The organism is Haloterrigena gelatinilytica (assembly GCF_013342145.1).
Taxonomy (GTDB): domain Archaea; phylum Halobacteriota; class Halobacteria; order Halobacteriales; family Natrialbaceae; genus Haloterrigena; species Haloterrigena gelatinilytica.
Genome location: NZ_JABUQZ010000001.1, coordinates 919,602 through 938,623 on the forward strand (window position 1 = coordinate 919,602; position 19,022 = coordinate 938,623).

The window sequence follows — 19,022 nt, forward strand, 5'->3', positions numbered from 1 at the left end:
ACGCGACGGGATCGAACGGTTAGCTCGCGACCCCCCGACGACGCCAGCGGCGGTCCCAAAACGCCGCGCCGGCGATCGTCCCGATCGCGTACAGCGCCAGCAGCCACGGCGAGTATCCCGCGGCCAGAACGAGATAGAGGGCGAGAAAGCCTCCGACGACGCCGCCGAGAATCGCGATCAGCAGTTGCCCGTCTCTGGTCTCGACTTTGAGTTCGAGACCGGTCCGCCGTCGGATCGCGACCATCGCGACGGTCAGACCGAGCGCCGTGAGCACCGGAAGTCCGAACGCGGTCGCCGGTGTCACCGGTACGGCGGCCGACGACGTGACGACGACCGACCACCCGACGAGGCTCCCGAAGTACCAGACGACGCCGCGGAGGAGTTCCTCACCCAGGACGCGATACCGCGGCTCCTCGTGGAGGACCGCACCACCGAAGTAGAACCCGCAGAGCGGCCCGAGGAATCCGAAGAATAACCCGAGAGCGCTGTTGGATCCGTTCACGGCGAATCCGATGGCCCCCGCGGCGGTCGCGACGAGCGAGACGAGCACCCCGTACCTGTGGATGGTCCGCAACGTGCTAGCGTCCATATTTCACCGTACCGACTCACAGCATAAATATGATGTGGGTGGTTTGACAGAATCTCGGTCGATTCGAGAGAGGGAGGTTACTCCATCGGATGGACGTCGGTCACCGTCCCGACGCCCTTGCTGCGCCCCTCGCGGAAGACGAACTTCTGGCCCTCCTCGACGAGGTACGGGCGGAACTTGAACCGGACGGTGGTCTCGCCCGAGTCACCCGGCAGGAGGCGGCCGTTCTCCGGGTAGAAGGCGGCTGCCTCGCCGATCGTCTCGAGGTGGACGACGGGTTCGTACCCCTCGCCGATCCGGGTGGGGTGGTTGAGCACCATGACCTCGGCCTCGAACTCCCGGACGGGGTCGGGATCTGCCTCCCGCGGAAGGAGTACCATGCCGCGCTCGATGGCGCTTTCCTTGACGCCCTTCAGCGCGATGCCGACGATCCGGCCCGCCTGGGCCTTGTCGACGCGGTGGTAGTGCATCTCGATCGAGCGGACCTCGACCTCCTGGAACCGGCCGTCGGGCATCGGCCCCAACAGGAGTTCGTCGCCGGCCTCGACCTCGCCGGACATGACGGTGCCTGAGGCGACCGCTCCGACGCCGGTCACCGAGTAGCTCCGGTCGACGTACATCCGGAACTCGCCGGAGTCCCGGGCGGTCTTCGGAAGCCGGTCGAACAGTTCGTCCAGCGTCTCCAAGCCGTCCATCGTGATGGCGCTGGTCTCGACGATCGGAACCACGCGCTCGCTGATCTCCTCGAGCGCGGCGTCGACGCCGTGGCGGGACACCCGCAGCGGCGACTTGTCGACCTCCCGGAGAAGTCGCTCGACCTCGCGTTCGACCTCCTCGATGCGCTCCTCGCCGACGGTGTCGGTCTTCGTGATCGCGACGATGGTCGGCAGGTCCGTCGCGAGCAGGACGCCGAGGTGTTCTCGGGTCGTGCGCGTGGGCCCGTCGTCGGCGGCGACGACCAGCAGCCCGTAGTCGAGTTTCTGGCCGACCAGCCCGCGGATCGTCGTCCGGAGCCACGGCTCGTGACCGACGGTGTCGACGAACGAGACCAGCCGGTCGGCCTCCTCGACGACCGCGGCGCGGTCCTGCTTTCGGTTCGGGTTTCGCACGCGGACCGGCCCGTCCTCGTCGAAGCCGTAGACGGCGTAGGAGAGATCGGCCGAGAGTCCCCGCTCGACCTCGTGGGGCTGGACGTCGAGGTACGCCCGCGTCGCGCCGTCGCCGTCGTCGGGGTTGCCCGTGACGAGCGACCCGACGAGCGTGCTCTTGCCGTGGTCGACGTGGCCCGCCGTCCCGACGACGACGTGTTCGTCGTCGGTCTCGAGGACGCCGCCCTCCCGAATGAGCGCGACGCCGACGAGTCCGTCCTCGACGCCCCACGTCTGCACGTCGTCGATGTGGGCGTCGGCCTCCTCGGCCAACAGGGAGAGAACGTCCATCGTCTCGGAGAACGTGTCGGGGTCGATGCCGGCGAGGCCGCCGTCGTCGGTGACGCCGACGACGTACGTCGCCTCGCCGTCCCCGGAGAGCAGTCGGTGGCGCAGTTGCGCGGCCAGGCTCTCCCGTCGTCCACCCTCGAGGTGGACGTTTCGTGACAGTCGTTCCTTGAATTCGACGTTGCCACCGTCCTGTTCGCCACGGTCCAGGGCTCGCTCGAGGAGAGCCCGGTCACGGCTCATATGGAACGGTAGCGGTCCGCATGGCAAAAACCTTCCCGTACAGTGGTAACATAGCACACAGTATGTATCCGTACGGCGACCGCTGGACACGGAGCGGGGCGAGACTCGATGGCACCAAGTCGGTCGCGACTGCGCGTACAGGCCGGGACGCCGCTGTGTCCATTCCCCTCTCGACCGGGGTGTTCCGGCCGCGGTTTCAAGGCGCTCGAGACGGTATTTCGGATATGAGCGTCAGCGGCCTCTGTCAGATCTGCGAGTCCCGGCCCGCACAGGAGCGGTGTGGGAACTGCGGCACGCTCGCCTGTGACGTCCACTACGAGGACGGGAAGGAACTGTGCGTCGAGTGCGCCGCGCAGGCGGATCCGACCCAACCGTCGCCGTCGGAGTCCGAAGACGTCGACATCAACCGGTTCTGAGCGCCGTGACCTCGATCCGCGACGTCCTCGGCGACTCGCTGGCCGTCAGCGAACGGTTTCGACTCTCCCTCGCGGAGCGCGACGGCCGACTCGTCGCCGACCACCCTAACGAAGCGAGTCCCCTGGATATCGCGGTCGTCGAAGGGCTGGATCGACTCGAGGAGCGGCCGCCAGCGGAGCCGGTCACGGTCGAAATCCTCGGCCGGACCGTCGACGGCCGCGTCGCGGGCCGCGTGGTCGATCCGGACCGGAACGGAACCGCGTAACGCGCGTCGAATCGCGTCCCGGTACCGCCGATTCTAGAGGCAATCGTACACTCGAGCACGCGCTCCAGTTCCCGCCGGACGTCGCTCGGCGGCTCTTCGTCCGGCCGAATCGTCACGCATCGTTCTTCGGTGACTCCTATCGGTACGGGACGTGCTTAGTCGCGGTACTGATTCAGGCGCTTTTTCAGCCGCTTCGCGGCCTGTCCGCTGGCTTTCGCGAACTCCTCGCCGTCGTCGTCTCGCGGCTCCGCCGCTCGACTGTCCGAGGCGCTTTGCGCCTCGCTATCCTCCCCGGCGAAGATGATCCCGCGCGAGGAGTTGACCAGCCCGACGCCATCGGCGAGTCCGTACTCCACGGCCGCCTCGGCGTCGCCGCCCTGTGCACCCACGCCGGGAACGAGGAAGGGGAGATCGGGGACCTGCTCGCGGAGGTCCTCGAGTTCCTCGGGTTTGGTCGCGCCGACGACGAGGCCGACGTTGTCGTTCTCGTTCCAGAGGTCGGCCAGCGCGGCGACGCGCTCGTAGACGGCTTCGCCGGTCTCGAGTTCGAGGTCCTGAACATCGGCGCCGCCGGGGTTCGAGGTCCGACAGAGGACGAAGACGCCGGCCTCCTCGTTCGACAGGAACGGCTGCAGCGAGTCCCGGCCCATGTAGGGGTTGACGGTGATCGCGTCGGCGGTCTCGAGCAGTTGTGCGTACTGACGTGTCGTGTTCCCGATGTCGGCGCGCTTGGCGTCGAGCAGGACGGGGACGTCCTTCCCGTGGGCGTAGGCGATCGTCTCCTCCAGCGCCCGCCAGCCGTCGGGGTCCTCGTAGAAGGCGGCGTTGGGCTTGTAGGCGGCGGCGTGCTCGTGGGTGGCGTCGATGATCCGGCGGTTGAACGCCCACCGCGGAAGGTCGTGCTCCGCGAGGTGGTCGGGAATTCGCGACTGGTCGGGGTCGAGCCCGACCGAGACGACGCTGTCGACCGTCCGAATGCGGTCGTGCAGCCGATCGAAGAAGTTCATGCCTGCGAGTGGTCTCCCGCCGCTCGAAAAGGTTGCTATCCCGTCGGCGCTCGCGACCGCGGCCGTTCCGCAAGCGAGTTCGACCCGGTTCGTCCGGGAGATCGAGACAGTCATCGGATTGAGAAGATCGTGCGCGTTCGCCGGTGACGAGCCGGAATATTCCGAATGCGAACGCTTCCCGCTCCAAATACTTTAGACATCAGCTACTTCGCTATTATAATCGTCTGCTACAGTATGGCCATTCGAACCAACGAGAAATCTAACTCGCATCTCGGTCGACTTCGCGACCGCATCCGCTCGACGCTGTTCGCGGGCGACGGCCGGTCTGCGGACGACGCCGACGCTGACGGCGTCGAAACGGACGACGTCGCGCCGTCGCCGAACGCCCCCGGAAACCTCTTCCAGTGCTCGCGGTGTGGGACCGTCTACATCGACTCCGAAAAGACCGCCTGCTCGGACTGCGACGAAGCCGTCGAGCAGGTCCGATCGGACCTGACGCCGTCGCCCGCCCGATAGTCCGCGCGTATATCGGCGTTATCGAGCCTTTGAGCGGCGTTCGCTCCGAGTTCCGCTCTCCTCACGCCTCGAGCACTTCGATCGGGTTGTTCTCCGGATCGCGGAGGAACAGAATCGACGTTCCGCTTTCCGTCGTCCGCGGCTCGCTGATCGTCGAGACGTCGTCGGGAAGCGCCGCGTAGAACGCGTCGAGGTCGTCGACCGCCAGTCCGACGTGTTTCGCGCCGGGCTGGTTGAGCCCCGCCGCGGGCGAGCCCCGCGCTTCGGGGTCGTACTCGACGAGTTCGATCCGGATCCCGTCGGCCTCGAGGTGGGCGAACTCCCCGCGGGCACCCTCGACGCCGACGGCGTCCGAAAACTCCTCGCCGCCGACGCTGAATCGCTCGACGACGTCGAGTCCGAGGACGTCCCGATAGAAGGGAAGCGTTTCGTCGAGGTCTTCGACGGTGATTCCGACGTGGTGTGCGCTGAGTGATGTCATCGGGTGGACCTACGAGTCCGGGAGAAAAACGCTTCCGACTGCACGGTCCAGACCGAGACGCTGACCGGAGACGAGCGATTCGTCGAAACGACCCGAACGCTACACGAACGGGCGCCCGAGCCGACGCGACTCGAGGTGCTCCTGGGCGATGATCACGGCCGGCAGTTGTTCGAGACCGACCGCGGCGAGGATCTCGAGAACTGGATCGACAACCTGATCGAAACCGCGTGCGACGGCTGATCGTCACGTCGCGGTTCACGCGTCGAGGAACTCGCGGAGCCGCTCGGTGTAGGCGTCGGGCCGGTCGGCCATGACCCAGTGAGACGCCTCGTCGAGTCCGACGAGTTCGGCGTCGGAGATATCGCCCTCGAGGCGCTCGGCGTACTCGATCTCCTGGAACTCGTCCTCGGCGCCCCACAGTAGGAGCGTCCGAGCGGGGATCTCGCTCGGATCGATCTCGGTCGTGTGGCTCGTGTTGGTCCCGATCGCGTTGCGCGACAGCGAGACGGCCGCCTCCTCGGAGTCCCACGGGGCGAGCATCCCGTCGACGAACGCCTCCTCGGGGTCGTCGTACCGGGTGTCGCGGAAGACCCCCTCGAGCGTCTCGCGGACGTCGTCGACGCCCATCTCGTTGATCGTCGCGGGCAGTCCGAGGTCGACGATGGTCTCGATGGGCCACGAGTCGTAACAGACCGCGTTCGATAGGACGAGTCGGTCGATCGCGTCCGGATCGTGAACGGCGTAGCGTAATCCGACGCCGCCGCCGAGGTCGTGGCCGACGAACGTCAGCGACTCGAGCCCCAACTCCTCGACCAGGCCGTCGATCATCGCCTCCTGGGCCCTGATCGAGCGGTCGAACCCGTCGTGCATCGCCGAGTTCCCGTAGCCGACCATGTCCGGGGCGATCACCCGGTAGTCGTCCGACAGCGCCGGTGCGACGTCGCGCCAGAGGAACGACGACGTCGGAATGCCGTGACAGAACAGGATCGGCTCCCCGTCCCCGTCGTCGTAGTAGGCGACCTCGAGGTCGTGTTCGTCGACGGCGACCGTCGTCGTCTCCTGCTTCTCGGACCACGTATCGTAGTCCATGTGTCTCGCTGCTGCCACGCCGACGCCATTAGAAGTTCGCGTCCGTCGGTATTCGGACGTGTAAGCTGTCGTAGCCGGTAGCCGATCGGCGCGATCCGCGCGGAACAGCCCTCGAGCCCGAGCCACGAGGGCCGTCCCGGTCACCGAGCGTTCGACTCCGCGAACCGATCGCCGTTGATGGAGTAGACGCGCTGTCTGGCGTCCGCAAACGAGATCTGGGAGTCGACGAGGTCGTGCTCCTCGAGTTGCTTCAGGGCGTAGCGGACCGTTCGAGCGGGGAGCATGGTCTCCTCGGCGAGTCGCGACTGCGTGAGAGAGCCCTCGTGTGCGAGGACGGTCAACACCAGTTTCGCGCTCGGCGGGACGTCGTCGACGGCGTCCGGGGCTGTATTCGACGTGAGTACGACCTGTTCGCTCATTATCCCCCTCTGGCCGCGGAGCCTCTTTAATGGTTCTCTATACTATATTGGGTGGCCGGCCGCTGCGAAACCAGCCGGAGGAGAGTCGCGCTCGCGGCTGACCGTCGACATACGTCTTCTCGAAGACTGCTGCCACTCGAGAGTCGTCGCGCCTCGATCAGTCCGCCTCGAGTTCCTCGGCCAGGTCGTGGAAACTGTCGATCGTCAGATCGGGCTCGGTCTCGTAGGGCCCCCAGAGCGTGTCCGACCGGTTGATCCAGACGCCCTGCATCCCGGCGTTCATCGCACCGGGGACGTCCCACCAGCCCGCGGCGACGAAGGCGATCTCCTCGATCGGCGTCCCGATCTCGTCGGCGGCGTGGCGGTAGAGTTCGGGCTGGGGTTTGAACTGCTCGATCTCGTCGGCGCTGATAGCGTCCTCGAGGACGTCCCCGAGGTCGGCGCCCTCGACCAGCGACTCGAGCATCTCCTCGTTGCCGTTCGAGACGACGTAGCAGTCGTATCCGAGGTTCCGGAAGCGCTCCATGCCGTCGCGGACGTCGTCGAAGACCGGCAGTTCGTGGTACGTCGAGAGGATCTCCTCGCGCTCGTCCGCGTCGAGTTCGACGCCGACCGTCTCGAGTGCGACCCGCAGGGCGTTGCGGTTCATCTCGTAGAACGCGTCGTACTCGCCGATCGCGTTGCCGACCATCGCGTTCGCCAGCGAGCGCTGGCGCCAGATTTTGGCGACGAGCGAGGGGTCGAACTCGTCGACGCGTTCCGAGATCGGTTCGGCGACCGCGGCGACGTCCACGAGCGTACCGTACGAGTCGAACGCGAGCGTCTCGACCGCGTCGGGATCGAACGACATGACGGTCTCGGTACCCCGCGAACGGCGAAATAGCTTGGCCCGACGGCGAATCGGATCGCGGGCGAGTCGAGTGCGATTCGAATCAGTTCGAACCGCTGCCGGCCCGAGACTGATGGTCGTCTCCGTCGTGGCAACTCGCATGGACCCGAGCAAACAGCTGTACGAACGGGAGGCGACGGGCTGGCGCCGCGGTCTGTACGAGGACGTCGAGGGGACGTTTCGCGCGCCGATCGTCAACTGGTTCTTCCGGACGCTGACGGCCAACGAACCCGAATTCACTCGATACCTGTGGGCCCAATGCAAGCCGCTCTTCCAGACGCGCGCGTTCGGCCGGTTCACCGTCTCCTACCGGGACGCGGTGCGCTCGTCGCTCGAGGACGCCCCCGCTGACGTCCCGCGCTACCGGCGCGCCGACCTCGATCTCCGGCCGCCCGAGTGGCGCGAGCTCCGCGGTCAGGTCGCGACGTTCGACGTCGTGGCGCCGCGACTGGCGTTTACGTTCGCGATCTGCGATCGGGCGATGAACGACGAGCTTCCGGACCCGGAGCCGACCGGCGAGCCGTCGACGGCACCCCTTCCCGAATGGCTCGACCGCGATCGCGGCCTGTCGGTGACGATGCTCGACGACGGTGCGATTCCCGCGGACCTCGAGCCGACCGTCGACGAGATCCGCGACTTTCACGGCCTCGAGGGCGGGCTGCCGAGCATCTATCGCTGTCTCGCCCAGTGGCCGAACTACCTCGAACCGGCCTGGTCGGACCTCGCGGACGTCCTCGAGAGCGACGCCTTCGAGCGCGGCTGTGACGACGCCGACGGGATCGTCGGCGACCACTGCGCCGAGCTTCCGTACGTCCCGCAGCTGTCGCCGTCGGCCCTCTCCGATCGCGGGTTCGACGAGTCGACGATCGACGACCTCGGCGAGTTCGTCCGGCAGTTCAACCGCGGTGCTATCGAGTCGGTGCTACCGGCGCTCGTCGTCTACGCGGCGACGCTCGGTGCCGGCGGCGAGCGATCGCTCTGACCGCGCGTCGCCACACCTCGATCCGGTCGCGCGTGGTCACTCGATGACGGCCCGCACCTGGAGATATTCGACGCGGATCGCGTTGTCGCCGAACCACTCCTCCAAGGCCGCGACGGCGTCCCGGCGGAGCGCGTCGCGGGCCTCGTCGTCGTCCATCCGCCGGAGGACCGGCGACAGCGGGCCGGACTCCTCGGCGAACTCCCGCCAGAAGTGGTGGGGCGTGGCGTAGCGGAACTCGAGGTGGCGCCGCTGCAACGAGAGGTCGGTGTCGGCGAACTGCTCGCGGACGAACGCGGGATCGCCCCACCGGAGGTGCGACCACGGATCGCTGGGCGACTCGTCGACGTGGTCGGTCAGCACCTCGGTGAGATCGCCGACGACGCCGTTTGGCGACCACGCCGTGAAGCAGACCCGGCCGCCCGATTTCGTCGCGCGGCGCAGTTCCGCGCCGGCGGCCGTCGAGTCCGGCGCGAACACGTGGCCGAAGTTCGAGAGGACGACGTCGAACGCGCCGTCGGGGACCGGGAGCGCCTCGGCGTCGCCGGCGAGCCAGCCGATGTCGTCGTACCCCGCGAGCGCGGCGTTCTCGCGGGCGAGTTCGAGCATACCGTGTGCGAGGTCGAGGCCGACGACCTCGGCGCCCGACCGGCGGGCCGTCAGCGCGGCGTTGCCGGTCCCGCAACCGACGTCGAGGACGCGGTTTCCCGGATCGATCCCCGCGGCGTTGACCAGCCGCGCGATGGCCGGCAGCATGTTCGGCGCCATCGCGGGATAGCGGCCCGCCGACCAGACGTGGCGCGATGCTCGGTCGTCGGACTCCGGCGGATCGTTCATACGCCGTGTGCGGTCGCCACGGACAAAAATCGGCCGTCGGGTTCGTCACCGTCGCGGCAGTTGAACACCGGCCGCCGCGATCGGTGTCGAGCGGTCGCTTTTGGCGCTCGAGTCCCTAGCGAGACGAGAACGATGGGAACCGCCCGGGAACAGTTCGCCGTCGGCGGAATGAGCTGCTCGTTCTGCGCCGAGAGCATCCGGAAGGCCTACGACCGCACCGACGGCGTCGCGGACGCCGACGTGAGCCTCGCCCACGAGGAGGTCCGCGTGCGGTACGACGACGACCGGGTGAGCGCGGTCGAGCTGAAGGACGCGCTGCGGGATCTCGGCTACACCATCCGCGATCCCGATAAGCGCGAGCGGTTCCGGGAGCAGCAGGCCGAACTCGAGGCCGGCAAGCGACGCCTCGCGCTCGCCGGCGGCGCCTCCGTCGCGACGGCCGCACTGATGCTGTGGATGATCGTCGTCGTCGGACGGTTCGAGTCGACATCGCTACCGATGGATCTCGCCGTGCTGGGTCTCGCGCTGGTAACGATGTTCGGCCCCGGCCGTTACATCCTCGAGAAGGCGATCAACAGCCTCCGCCGCGGAATCTTCAACCAGCACGTGCTGCTCGAGGCCGGCGCGTTCGCGGGACTCCTCGGCGGGTTCCTCGGCCTGACGGTCTTTCCGCACTTCCCGACGGTCCACTTCTTCGCGGTCTCGGTCTTCGTCACGACCTACCACGTCCTCTCGGAGTACACCAGTCTGCTCGTCCGTACCCGCGCTTCGCGGGCCGTACAGGATCTCCTCGAGCTGCGGCCCGATACCGCTCGCCGCATAGCTGACGACGGCACCGCCGAGGAGGTCCCCGTCGACGACCTCGAGGAGGGCGATCGCGTCCGAATCAAACCCGGCGAGAGCGTCCCCGTCGACGGCGCGGTCCGCGAGGGCGAGTCGGCCGTCGACGAGTCGGTGGCCACCGGCGAGTCCGTCCCCGAGGAGAAGACCCCGGGCGACGAGGTGATCGGCGGCAGCGTCAACGAGACCGGCACGCTGCTCGTCGCGGTCACCGCGACGGGCGACGACGCGTTCCTGAACCGGGTCGCCAGCGAGATCGAAGCGGCCCGCGCGACGAAACCCGGTATCGTCAGGCTCGCCGATCGCGTCCTCCGGTACTTCGTCCCCGGTGTCCTCGCGATCGCCGCGCTCTCGTTCCTGTTCTGGCTCGTCGCTCCCGCCGTCTGGTCGGGCGGTCCGTTCGGAACGGGACCTGACGTGCAACGCGGCGCGTTCGCCGCGCTCGCGGTCCTCGTGCTCGGCTACCCCTGCGCGCTCGGGATGGCGACGCCGCTGGCGCTCATCCGCGGCGGCGGTGCCGCGGCCAGGCGCGGCGTCCTGCTGCGATCGGCCGACGCCTTCCAGCTCCTCCCCGACGTCGACCGCGTCGTGTTCGACAAGACGGGGACGATCACGGTCGGCGAACCCAGTATCGCTGAGGTCGCGTCTTTCGACGACGACCGGACCGATACCGACGTCCTCGCGACCGCAGCGACGGCCGAGGCGTTCAGCGAACACCCGCTGGTCGACGCCGTCCTCGAGCGCGCCGACGAGCGCGGCCTCGAGTACGACGATCCCGACGCGTTCGACTCGGTGACCGGGAAGGGCGTCCGCGCGACGGTTGGCGGCGACGCGGTGCTGGTCGGGAAGCCCGACTGGCTCGCGTCCGAGGGCGTCGACGTCTCGAGTGCGGTCGACGACCTCGAGCGACTCCGAGAACGCGGACTCACCGTCTCCGGCGTCGCGCGCGACGGCGACCTGATCGGTCTGCTCGGAATCGGCGACGAGATCAAGGACGACGCCGCCGCGACCGTCCGACGGTTGCGGGACGCGGGGATCGCGCCCGTGATGATCACCGGCGACGACGAGCGGACGGCCCGCGCGGTCGCCGACGAGGTCGGTATCGACCGCGTGCTGGCCGACGTCCTCCCCGACGAGAAGCGGACGGAGATCCGCCGGCTACAGGGGGCGGGCCACCGCGTGGCGATGGTCGGCGACGGCGTCAACGACGCGCCGGCGCTCGCGCAGGCCGACGTCGGAATCGCGATCGGTGCCGGGACCGATATCGCGATCGAATCGGCCGACGTCGTCCTCGTCGGCGAGCGCCTCGGTGGCGTGGTCGACGCCGACGAGATCGGACGCGAGAGTTACCGGAAGACCCGCCAGAACCTCCTCGCGGCGTTCGCGTTCAACGGCGTCGGCGTCGCGGCGGCGACGACGGGTCTCGTCCACCCGGTGTTCGCGATGATCGCGATGGTCCTGTCGGTCACGGCCGTCCTCGCGAACAGCTTCGCCGGGCAGGTTCTCTCGAGCGAGGGACTCAACGCGGAGTTCACCGTCCGCGAAACGGAATCGGCGGACGAACGGACGAACGGATGACGTTTCGACGGAGGACACGTCGAAACGTGCGCCTCGAGCGATCGTATCGTCGCTCTGCGGTCGGGAGCCTCGTGGTCGACCCCGCGGATGGCGGTGTGGGGGTCGTCCGCCGCCACGTCGTCGACGGCATCGTCCTCGTAGTCGATCGCCACGTCCGAGACGCCCTCGAGGGTCGTCAGCGCGCTCTCGACGTTCCGTTCGCAACCGTTGCAGGACATCCCGCTGACCGAAATCGTCCGTCGTTCCATACGAAGACGTTCCCGCTCGAGGAGAGAGCCCGTTCTGCGGGAGCCGATCGCCGGCCCGCGTCGGTCGATCGGACCCCGCGAGTGCTGGCCCCCGAACGGTAGTCACCGCGACCGTCGCTGACCACATGACGCGCACAGCCGTGATCGCCGGCGTCGGCCCCGGACTCGGAGAATCGCTCGCCCGCAAATTCGTCGCCGAGGGCTGTCGAGTCGGGCTCTTCGCTCGCTCGGCGGACTACCTCGAGGACCTGGCGGACGACCTCGGCGACGACGCCGTCGCCGTCCCGACGGACGTCACGGACCCCGAGCAGGTCGAGGCGGGCTTTCGCGCGGTCCGCGACGAGTTCGGCCCGGTGGACGTCCTCGTCAATCACGCCAGCGGCGGCGCCTGGCAGGGACTGCGGGAGATCTCGCCGGACGCGTTCGAACGGGCCTGGCGCGTCTCCGCCGCCGGCGCCTTGCTGTGCTCGCAGGCGGCCGTCGACGACATGCTCGCGGGGGACGGCGGCACGATCATCTTCACCGGCGCGACGTCGGCGGTCCGCGGCCGAGAGGGCGCGATCGGTTTCAGCGCGGCCAAGTTCGCCGTCCGCGGGATGGCCGAGTCGATGGCCCGCGAACTCGGCCCCGAGGGGATCCACGTCGCCCACGTCGTGATCGACGGGGGCATCCGGCCGCCGGACGTCGACGAGTCCGATCGCGACGCGGCGGCGTTCCTCGATCCGGACGCCATCGCCGACTCCTACTGGCACCTCGTGACGCAGGATCGGTCCTCGTGGACCCTCGAGTTGGACCTCCGGCCGCACGTCGAGGAGTTTTGACTCGGCGAATCGGTCCCGACAGAGCCTAGCGTTATCCCGTCGGGAATCGATCGTTCCCTATGACTCGCGTCGCGCTGATCGCCCACGACGAGAAGAAGCCCGACCTGATCGAGTTCGCGCAGACACACGAGGACCAACTCCGGGAGTACGAGCTGATCGCGACCGGAACGACGGGGAAACGGCTCCAGGAGGAAACCGACCTCGAGATCGAACGCAAGGAGTCGGGCCCGCTCGGGGGCGACCTGATGATTGGCGCCGAGGTCGCGGAGGACAAACTCGACGGCATCGTCTTCCTCCGGGATCCGTTGCGAGCCCAGCCCCACGAACCCGACATCTCGGCGCTGTTGCGGATCTGTGACGTTCACGACGTCGCGCTGGCGACGAATCACTCGTCCGCGGAGTTTCTCATCGAGGGGTTGGCCGACTGATCGGTCACTCGCTCATCTCGCGGCCACAGCGACCGGTTTCGGACGCTGTACAGCCGCCCTTTAATATCTGCGCGGCGAACGTCTCCGTATGACCATCTACGAGAGCGACCTCCCCGGCGTCGGGAAGAAGTTCGAGGTCGAACTCGAGGACGGGGAGCGACTCGTCATCGTGACCCACAACACGGGGAAGCGAGAGGTGTACCTGAAGGCGAATCCGGACGCGGACGGGGATAAGCTGTTCGAGGTCTCGGATCGGCTCGCCCGGAAGATCGGGACGATTCTGGAGGGCGCCTACTTCCAGCCCGTACAGGCCGAGGCGGTCGAGACGATGCTCTCGGACGACACGTATCTCGAGTGGTACAACGTCGCCGAGAGCGCCGAGATCGCCGGACAGACCCTCGAGGAGGCGGACATCCGGGATCGGACGGGCGTCTCGGTCATCGCGATCCAACGGGGCGACGACCTGATCTCACCGCCGACGCCGGAGACGGTCCTCCAGGTCGGCGACACGCTCGTCGTCATCGGCGAGCGCGAGGAGTGCGCCGAGTTCGAGACGCTGTTGGGGGACGAGGTATAATCGCCCGATGACGGTTCCGTCGGAGGTGTCCGCGAGTGGCAACTGCTGAATCGACCGCCCTGATCGACGTCGGGATCCTCTTCGGGGCCGTCGCGCTGGCCGGCCTCGTCGCGAACCGGATCAACCAGTCGGTGATCCCGTTCTACATCCTCGTCGGGATGCTGTTGGGCGACTACGTCCTCGGGAGTATCGACTTCCCGGCGCTGCTCGGGACGGAGCTCGTCCCGCACGGCGCCGAGCTCGCGCTCGCCGACACCGACTTCGTTCACGTCAGCGCCGAGATCGGGATCGTCCTCCTCCTCTTCTTCCTCGGCCTCGAGTTCAACCTCGACCGGCTGATCGCCTCGAAGGAGCGAATCGGGAAAGCGGGAGCGGTGGATCTCGCGATCAACTTCGGCGTCGGACTCCTGCTCGGCTACGCGCTGTTCGGCTCGTTCCTCGCCGCCTTCCTCACCGCCGGGATCGTCTACATCTCCTCGAGCGCGATCATCACGAAGTCGCTGATCGATCTGGGCTGGATCGCCAACGACGAGTCCGACGCGATGCTCGGGACGTTGGTCTTCGAGGACCTCTTTATCGCCGTCTATCTCGCGGTCGCGACCGCGCTGGTGCTCGGCGGCGGCGCCGTCGGCGAGGCGCTGGGCCAGATCGGCGTCGCGGTCGGCTTCATCCTCGTGTTGCTCCTGTTGGTCTACCTCGGAACGGAGTGGTTTCAGCGCAGCCTGGAGACCGACTCCCACGAGTTCGTCGTGCTCCGAGCGCTGGGGATCACGGTGTTGATCTCCGGGATCGCCCTGTCGATCGGCGTCAGCGAGGCCGTCGCCGCCTTCTTCGTCGGGATGGCCTTCTCCGCGACCGAGCACGTCCACGATCTGGAGAACCTGCTCGAGCCGTTGCGGGACGCCTTCGCGGCGATCTTCTTCTTCTGGATCGGACTGTCGACCGACCCGTCGCTGTTCCTCGGCGTCGCGGGACTCATCGCGGTCGCGGCGGTGGCGACGACGCCGACGAAACTGCTAAGCGGCTACCTCGGCGGCCGGATCTACGACCTGAGCGAGCGCCGGTCGGTTCGGGTCGGCCTCGGGATGACCACCCGCGGCGAGTTCTCGCTGATCATCGCGAGCCTCGCGCTCTCCGGCGCCGGAACCGCGCTCCCCGAACCGATCGCGGAGGACGTCTACGCCTTCGCCGTCGGCTACGTCCTGGTGATGAGCGTCGTCGGGACGACGCTCATGCAGTACTCGAGCGCGATCGAATCCGTCGTCGTCCCGCGACTCGAGGCGGGGATCGGGTCGACGTCACCGTCGAGCGACGACTGAGCGCCGACCGAACGCCGGTTGGGTGGCAACTGAGCGACGGCCGGACGACGACCGACGCTCCGCGAGTTCGGGTCCCGACCGCTGAAAAGGGATAGCTTCAACCTCCTCCAGTCCCCCGTGACGTCTATGCCACGGGCGGTCGTCTTCGACCTCGATTACACGCTGGCCGTCCCCACGCGGGACCGAGCGACGCTGCTCTCGGAGGCGACGACCGCCGCCGACGCGCCGTCGCTCTCCCGCGAGGAGTACCTCGCGGCCCACCGTCGGAACCTCACGCGCGAGACGCGCGAACCGATCTTCGCGGACCTGCTCGCCGAGCGGGAGACGGACGCGGAGCCGGCCGCGGTCGCCGACGCCTACCGCGAGACGATCGCCGACGCCCTCGAGCCGCTGCCCGGCGTCGAGTCGATGCTCGCGGACCTCCGCGGGGAGTACCGCGTCGGCCTGCTCACCAACGGCCCCGTCCGCGCCCAGCGGGACAAACTCGCGACGCTGGGCTGGGAGGACGCCTTCGACGCCGCGCTCGTCACCGGCGAGCTCGAGGCCGGCAAACCGGATCCGCGCGCGTTCGAGGCTATCGCCGCCGAACTGGACGTCGACCCCCGCGACGCCGTCTACGTCGGCGACGAAGTCGAGGCCGACGTCTCGGGGTCGACCGACGCCGGCATGGACGCGATCCAGGTCCTTCTGGCGGACGGCCCCGATCCCGACCCGCGCGCGGTGGCGCACGTCGAACAGGCGTCGATCGCGACCGAACTGCCGACGATTCTCGACGACCTCGCGTAGCGGCGGCGAGCGACTCCGACCGGCGGTCGATTCTCGCCGCTTACGAGACCAGTCCGAGGTACTCGTCCGCGATCTGGATGTCCTGCTCGTCGAGCCCGAGCAGGTACAGCGTCCCGAGGAAGGCGGCGGTGCCGGCCGCCCCGCCGACGAAGACGACGACCGGCCCGTCGAGGTACAGCCGGAGCCCGTACATGACGGCGGCGCTGACGGCGGTGGCGACGCAGGGCTTCCACAGCGCCGGCGAGTAAGCGAACAACCCTTCCAGGTACCACACCTCGAGGACGCGGACGACGTTCAGGGTCGCCAGGACGGCGGCCGTCGCGAGCGCGGCGCCGATCAACCCGAACTCGACGATGAAGTAGTAGTTGAGGACGACGTTACAGACGCCGAAGACGAAGTGGTTACCCATCACGAGGTACTGGTGGTCGGTCATCGTCAGGAGGTCGTTGGCCGGCCCGGCGGCGGCGTTGAACAACTGCCCGGCGATAAACAGCGTGACGACGAGCGTCCCGGCGACGAACTCGGGACCGAACAGCGTGAGCACCTCGGTCCGGTAGACGTACAACGGGAGTGCGATGGCGACCGAGGCCGTGATCGACCAGCGGGTGACGGTCGCGTATATCGACTCGAGCGTGTCGTACTCCGCGTTCGAGTACAGCCGCGAGGCCACCGGGGGGAAGAACTGGTTGAAGCCGGCCAGCGGCATCGCGATCACGCCCGCGAGCAGGACGGCGATGTTGTAGATCCCGACGTCGGCCGACGCCAGCAGGAAGCCGACCATGAAGACGTCGACGCGTTTGAACAGGAACGACGAGGCCTTCGAGAGCGTCAACGGCGCCGAGAAGTTGTAAAACTCGGTCGTCTCGGACCGAGAGAAGCGCCCGGACGGCCGGAGATCGGTTCGCGACAGCGAGTAGCCGATCCCGAACAGCGCGGCCATCACCGCCGCGACCGCGAACGCCGCCGCGATACCGAGCAGCGAGTAGCCGAGCGCCACGGCGGCCGCGATCGCGACGAGCCTGATCGTCGGTCCGACGACCATGATGACGGTCTTCTCGGTCGGTTTCTCGAGGCCCCGGACCGTGCTCGAGGCGATCTTGCCGAGCGCCTGAAACGGCAACGCGATGGCGAAGATTCGGAGGGCGGTCGTCAGCATCGGCTCCTCGAGCGTGTGGGCGGTGATCGTCGGGGCGGCGGTGTAGACGATCGCCGCGGTGACGAGACTGCCGACGATCGTCGTCAGGTAGGCCAGCCCGAGCATCCGGCGCTGGTAGGCGGGATCGTCCCGGTTCGCCGAGAGGTACTTCGTGATCGAGACGTCGGTCCCGACGGTGGCGAACAGCAACACCGCGTTGAGGATCATCGTCCCGTAGGCGTAGATCCCGTACACGCTGGCGCCGAGCAGCCGGGTCAACAGGAGGTTCAACAGGAATCCGACGACGTTGACGACGACGGTGCCGAGATAGTGCAGCGACGCGCCGTCGGCGACGGAGCGGAGATCGGCGATTCCGGCGGAGTCGTTCGACATCGTCGATGGATTCTCCGACATCCCCTTTTGTAGTGGTCCGGTTACCACCCCCGCGGTCTCGAGGCGGCATCGCGCTCCGCGCGCCGCTGGCGATTCACGCAGAGGCGGGACGACGGTCGGCCCAGCGGTCAGTATTCGACCGATGACTGTCGTCGCAACTCGTGATAATCGATCTGTAACAGGTCACCCGCTCCGGGAGGTCGCCGATAACTGGTTCGTAACAATGAGTGTTCGAGAAGAGTGACCGCTATGCGAAACGTCGTTTTGCTCTGTCTCGACTCCGTCAGGAAGGACACGTTCGACGCGTACGCCCGGCGGCTCGACGGGCGGGCCGACCTGTCGTACGAGCAGTGTCGGGCCGCGAGCTCCTGGAGCGCCCCGAGCTACGCCAGCATGGTGACCGGGGCGCTCCCGCACGAACACGGCGTTCATACTCACGACCCGCACGTCTCCGGGATCGATCGCTCGGCGACGCTCTTCGGGGACCTCGAGTCACACCGAGCGCTGGGGGTGAGTACGAACGTCTTCGCCGGCTCGCCGTACGGCTTCGACGCGTTCTTCGACGAGTTCGTCGACGTCACCGAGGCCCACCGGTTTCCGGAGGGAGTCGATCCGGTCGCCGTTCGGTCGGCCAGCGACCGGTCGGGACCGGCCGTCTACCTCGACTTCCTCCGTACCGCGCTCTCTCATGACCAGCCGCTGTACAGCCTCGCCAACGGCGTTACCGGTTTCCTCGATACGGTCTCCGAGGACGCGCCGATTCCGAAGCTGTTCGACGACGGTGCGCGCGCCGTCACCCGCACCTCGAGGGGGCTGATCGACGACACCGACGGACCGTTCGTCCTGTTCGGTTCGTTCATGGAGGCCCACACCCCGCTTCGGAACCTCCGCGCGTTCGACCGATCGCTTCGCGCGGCGTCGAACGCGTTCACGACGGCCGATCGGACCGTCTGGGAGCTGATGGAGACCCCCGAGGAGCACCGCGAGTTCCTCGAGACGCGCCGCGAGCTGTACGGCGCGGCGATCGACTACCTCGACCGGACTATCGCCGACTTCGTCGACTGGGTGCGGGCGAACACGGCCCGCGAGACGACGGTCGTGATCACCGCCGATCACGGCGAGAATCAGGGGTACGAGTGCGAGGACGGACTCGTCCGCCACAAGAGCAGCCTCTCCGAGGGGCTGTTACACGTGCCGCTGCTCGTCGTCAACCCGCCCGACGGCTACCCCGAAACCGAATCCGAGTTCGTCTCCCACCTCGAGTTGCCGTCGCTGCTCGCGGCGATGGCCCGCGACGAGGTCGTCGATCCCGCGACCGACCGCGTCGTCGCGGAACACGTCGGCATGAGCGCCGGCCCCGAACCGCCCGAGCGACTGGAGTACTGGGATCGGCTGATGCGGGCGGCCTACGACGGGTCGACGAAGTACGTCTGGGATTCGCTGGGGAACCGCCGCGAGTACGAACTCGATCGCGACCGCCCGTGCTGGCAGCGCCGCGTCGGCGACGAGAGCGAGGTCCAGCGTGAAACGGACGGCCCGAGCGACGACGAACCGCGAGGGACCGTCCCCGACTGGGCGACCGGCCGATTCGAGACCGACGCGATCGAGTCCAAGCGACGGGCGCTCGAGGACGCCGACGACGGCTCGACCGACGACGTCGACGCGGGCGTGCAGGACCGCCTCGAGAAACTCGGCTACGTCTAAGGTAACGGCCGGATAATCGGTCGTCA

21 protein-coding genes and 1 pseudogene are annotated in these 19,022 nt (G+C 67.9%); 12 read left to right on the plus strand and 10 right to left on the minus strand.

Annotated features, from left to right (window positions below; all coding sequences use genetic code 11):
* Positions 1 to 19: 19 nt before the first annotated feature.
* Together HTZ84_RS04610 and HTZ84_RS04615 are read right to left on the minus strand one after the other, a co-directional pair.
* Positions 20 to 589, minus strand: coding sequence for a hypothetical protein (locus HTZ84_RS04610; RefSeq protein WP_174679593.1), 570 nt, complete (start codon positions 587 to 589; stop codon positions 20 to 22).
* A gap of 77 nt (positions 590 to 666) precedes the next feature.
* Positions 667 to 2,268, minus strand: coding sequence for a GTPBP1 family GTP-binding protein (locus HTZ84_RS04615; RefSeq protein ID WP_174679594.1), 1,602 nt, complete (start codon positions 2,266 to 2,268; stop codon positions 667 to 669).
* Positions 2,269 to 2,492: 224 nt separating this feature from the next.
* On the opposite strand from HTZ84_RS04615, the gene HTZ84_RS04620 reads away from it, so the two are divergent.
* Together HTZ84_RS04620 and HTZ84_RS04625 are read left to right on the plus strand one after the other, a co-directional pair.
* The gene (locus HTZ84_RS04620; RefSeq protein ID WP_008894906.1) at positions 2,493 to 2,684 is read left to right on the plus strand and encodes a hypothetical protein; all 192 of its coding nucleotides are present in this window, start codon (positions 2,493 to 2,495) and stop codon (positions 2,682 to 2,684) included.
* A gap of 5 nt (positions 2,685 to 2,689) precedes the next feature.
* Positions 2,690 to 2,950 (plus strand): hypothetical protein, encoded by a 261-nt coding sequence (locus HTZ84_RS04625; RefSeq protein ID WP_174679595.1) that lies wholly within the window; start codon positions 2,690 to 2,692, stop codon positions 2,948 to 2,950.
* 155 nt (positions 2,951 to 3,105) lie between these two features.
* Here the strand turns inward: HTZ84_RS04625 and pyrF are convergent, their stop codons facing one another.
* On the minus strand, positions 3,106 to 3,957 hold the full coding sequence (pyrF, locus tag HTZ84_RS04630) for an orotidine-5'-phosphate decarboxylase (protein ID WP_174679596.1): 852 nt from the start codon (positions 3,955 to 3,957) through the stop codon (positions 3,106 to 3,108).
* 234 nt (positions 3,958 to 4,191) lie between these two features.
* Here pyrF and HTZ84_RS04635 point away from each other — a divergent pair, with 234 nt between their 5' ends.
* Positions 4,192 to 4,473 (plus strand): hypothetical protein, encoded by a 282-nt coding sequence (locus tag HTZ84_RS04635; RefSeq protein ID WP_174679597.1) that lies wholly within the window; start codon positions 4,192 to 4,194, stop codon positions 4,471 to 4,473.
* 61 nt (positions 4,474 to 4,534) lie between these two features.
* Here the strand turns inward: HTZ84_RS04635 and HTZ84_RS04640 are convergent, their stop codons facing one another.
* Complete coding sequence (locus tag HTZ84_RS04640) at positions 4,535 to 4,954, minus strand: VOC family protein (RefSeq protein WP_174679598.1); 420 nt, start codon at positions 4,952 to 4,954, stop codon at positions 4,535 to 4,537.
* A gap of 3 nt (positions 4,955 to 4,957) precedes the next feature.
* Here HTZ84_RS04640 and HTZ84_RS04645 point away from each other — a divergent pair, with 3 nt between their 5' ends.
* The gene (locus tag HTZ84_RS04645) at positions 4,958 to 5,194 is read left to right on the plus strand and encodes a hypothetical protein (protein WP_174679599.1); all 237 of its coding nucleotides are present in this window, start codon (positions 4,958 to 4,960) and stop codon (positions 5,192 to 5,194) included.
* Between the two features lie 15 nt (positions 5,195 to 5,209).
* On the opposite strand, the gene HTZ84_RS04650 is transcribed toward HTZ84_RS04645, so the two are convergent.
* The 3 genes from HTZ84_RS04650 to HTZ84_RS04660 form a co-directional block, all read right to left on the minus strand.
* On the minus strand, positions 5,210 to 6,043 hold the full coding sequence (locus HTZ84_RS04650) for an alpha/beta fold hydrolase (protein ID WP_174679600.1): 834 nt from the start codon (positions 6,041 to 6,043) through the stop codon (positions 5,210 to 5,212).
* 140 nt (positions 6,044 to 6,183) lie between these two features.
* Positions 6,184 to 6,462 (minus strand): MarR family transcriptional regulator, encoded by a 279-nt coding sequence (locus HTZ84_RS04655; RefSeq protein ID WP_174679601.1) that lies wholly within the window; start codon positions 6,460 to 6,462, stop codon positions 6,184 to 6,186.
* 157 nt (positions 6,463 to 6,619) lie between these two features.
* A complete protein-coding gene (locus HTZ84_RS04660; protein ID WP_174679602.1) occupies positions 6,620 to 7,312 on the minus strand; it encodes a haloacid dehalogenase type II in 693 nt (230 codons plus the stop codon).
* Positions 7,313 to 7,451: 139 nt separating this feature from the next.
* On the opposite strand from HTZ84_RS04660, the gene HTZ84_RS04665 reads away from it, so the two are divergent.
* Complete coding sequence (locus HTZ84_RS04665) at positions 7,452 to 8,333, plus strand: halocarboxylic acid dehydrogenase DehI family protein (RefSeq protein ID WP_254611707.1); 882 nt, start codon at positions 7,452 to 7,454, stop codon at positions 8,331 to 8,333.
* Between the two features lie 36 nt (positions 8,334 to 8,369).
* Here the strand turns inward: HTZ84_RS04665 and HTZ84_RS04670 are convergent, their stop codons facing one another.
* Complete coding sequence (locus HTZ84_RS04670) at positions 8,370 to 9,167, minus strand: class I SAM-dependent methyltransferase (RefSeq protein ID WP_174679604.1); 798 nt, start codon at positions 9,165 to 9,167, stop codon at positions 8,370 to 8,372.
* 132 nt (positions 9,168 to 9,299) lie between these two features.
* Between HTZ84_RS04670 and HTZ84_RS04675 the strand changes: the two genes are divergently transcribed.
* Entirely contained in the window at positions 9,300 to 11,585 is a 2,286-nt protein-coding gene (locus HTZ84_RS04675) for a heavy metal translocating P-type ATPase (RefSeq protein ID WP_174679605.1), read from the plus strand.
* Positions 11,586 to 11,725: 140 nt separating this feature from the next.
* Here HTZ84_RS04675 and HTZ84_RS23015 read toward each other — a convergent pair.
* A pseudogene (locus HTZ84_RS23015) lies at positions 11,726 to 11,833 on the minus strand (heavy-metal-associated domain-containing protein); the annotation flags it as partial.
* A gap of 125 nt (positions 11,834 to 11,958) precedes the next feature.
* Between HTZ84_RS23015 and HTZ84_RS04685 the strand changes: the two are divergent.
* From HTZ84_RS04685 to HTZ84_RS04705, 5 genes are all read left to right on the plus strand, one after another.
* Positions 11,959 to 12,654: an SDR family NAD(P)-dependent oxidoreductase gene (locus tag HTZ84_RS04685; protein ID WP_174679606.1), complete on the plus strand. Its 696-nt coding sequence runs from the start codon at positions 11,959 to 11,961 to the stop codon at positions 12,652 to 12,654.
* Between the two features lie 59 nt (positions 12,655 to 12,713).
* A complete protein-coding gene (locus HTZ84_RS04690; protein ID WP_174679607.1) occupies positions 12,714 to 13,082 on the plus strand; it encodes a methylglyoxal synthase in 369 nt (122 codons plus the stop codon).
* 88 nt (positions 13,083 to 13,170) lie between these two features.
* Entirely contained in the window at positions 13,171 to 13,659 is a 489-nt protein-coding gene (locus HTZ84_RS04695) for a cation:proton antiporter regulatory subunit (protein WP_174679608.1), read from the plus strand.
* A 35-nt stretch (positions 13,660 to 13,694) separates the two neighbouring features.
* Entirely contained in the window at positions 13,695 to 14,978 is a 1,284-nt protein-coding gene (locus tag HTZ84_RS04700) for a cation:proton antiporter (RefSeq protein ID WP_174679609.1), read from the plus strand.
* A gap of 126 nt (positions 14,979 to 15,104) precedes the next feature.
* Complete coding sequence (locus HTZ84_RS04705; protein ID WP_174679610.1) at positions 15,105 to 15,764, plus strand: HAD family hydrolase; 660 nt, start codon at positions 15,105 to 15,107, stop codon at positions 15,762 to 15,764.
* Between the two features lie 40 nt (positions 15,765 to 15,804).
* On the opposite strand, the gene HTZ84_RS04710 is transcribed toward HTZ84_RS04705, so the two are convergent.
* The gene (locus HTZ84_RS04710; protein WP_174679611.1) at positions 15,805 to 17,292 is read right to left on the minus strand and encodes an oligosaccharide flippase family protein; all 1,488 of its coding nucleotides are present in this window, start codon (positions 17,290 to 17,292) and stop codon (positions 15,805 to 15,807) included.
* Between the two features lie 249 nt (positions 17,293 to 17,541).
* Here HTZ84_RS04710 and HTZ84_RS04715 point away from each other — a divergent pair, with 249 nt between their 5' ends.
* Positions 17,542 to 18,996, plus strand: a complete 1,455-nt coding sequence (locus HTZ84_RS04715) for a sulfatase-like hydrolase/transferase (protein WP_174679612.1) — start codon at positions 17,542 to 17,544, stop codon at positions 18,994 to 18,996.
* Positions 18,997 to 19,022: the final 26 nt, after the last annotated feature.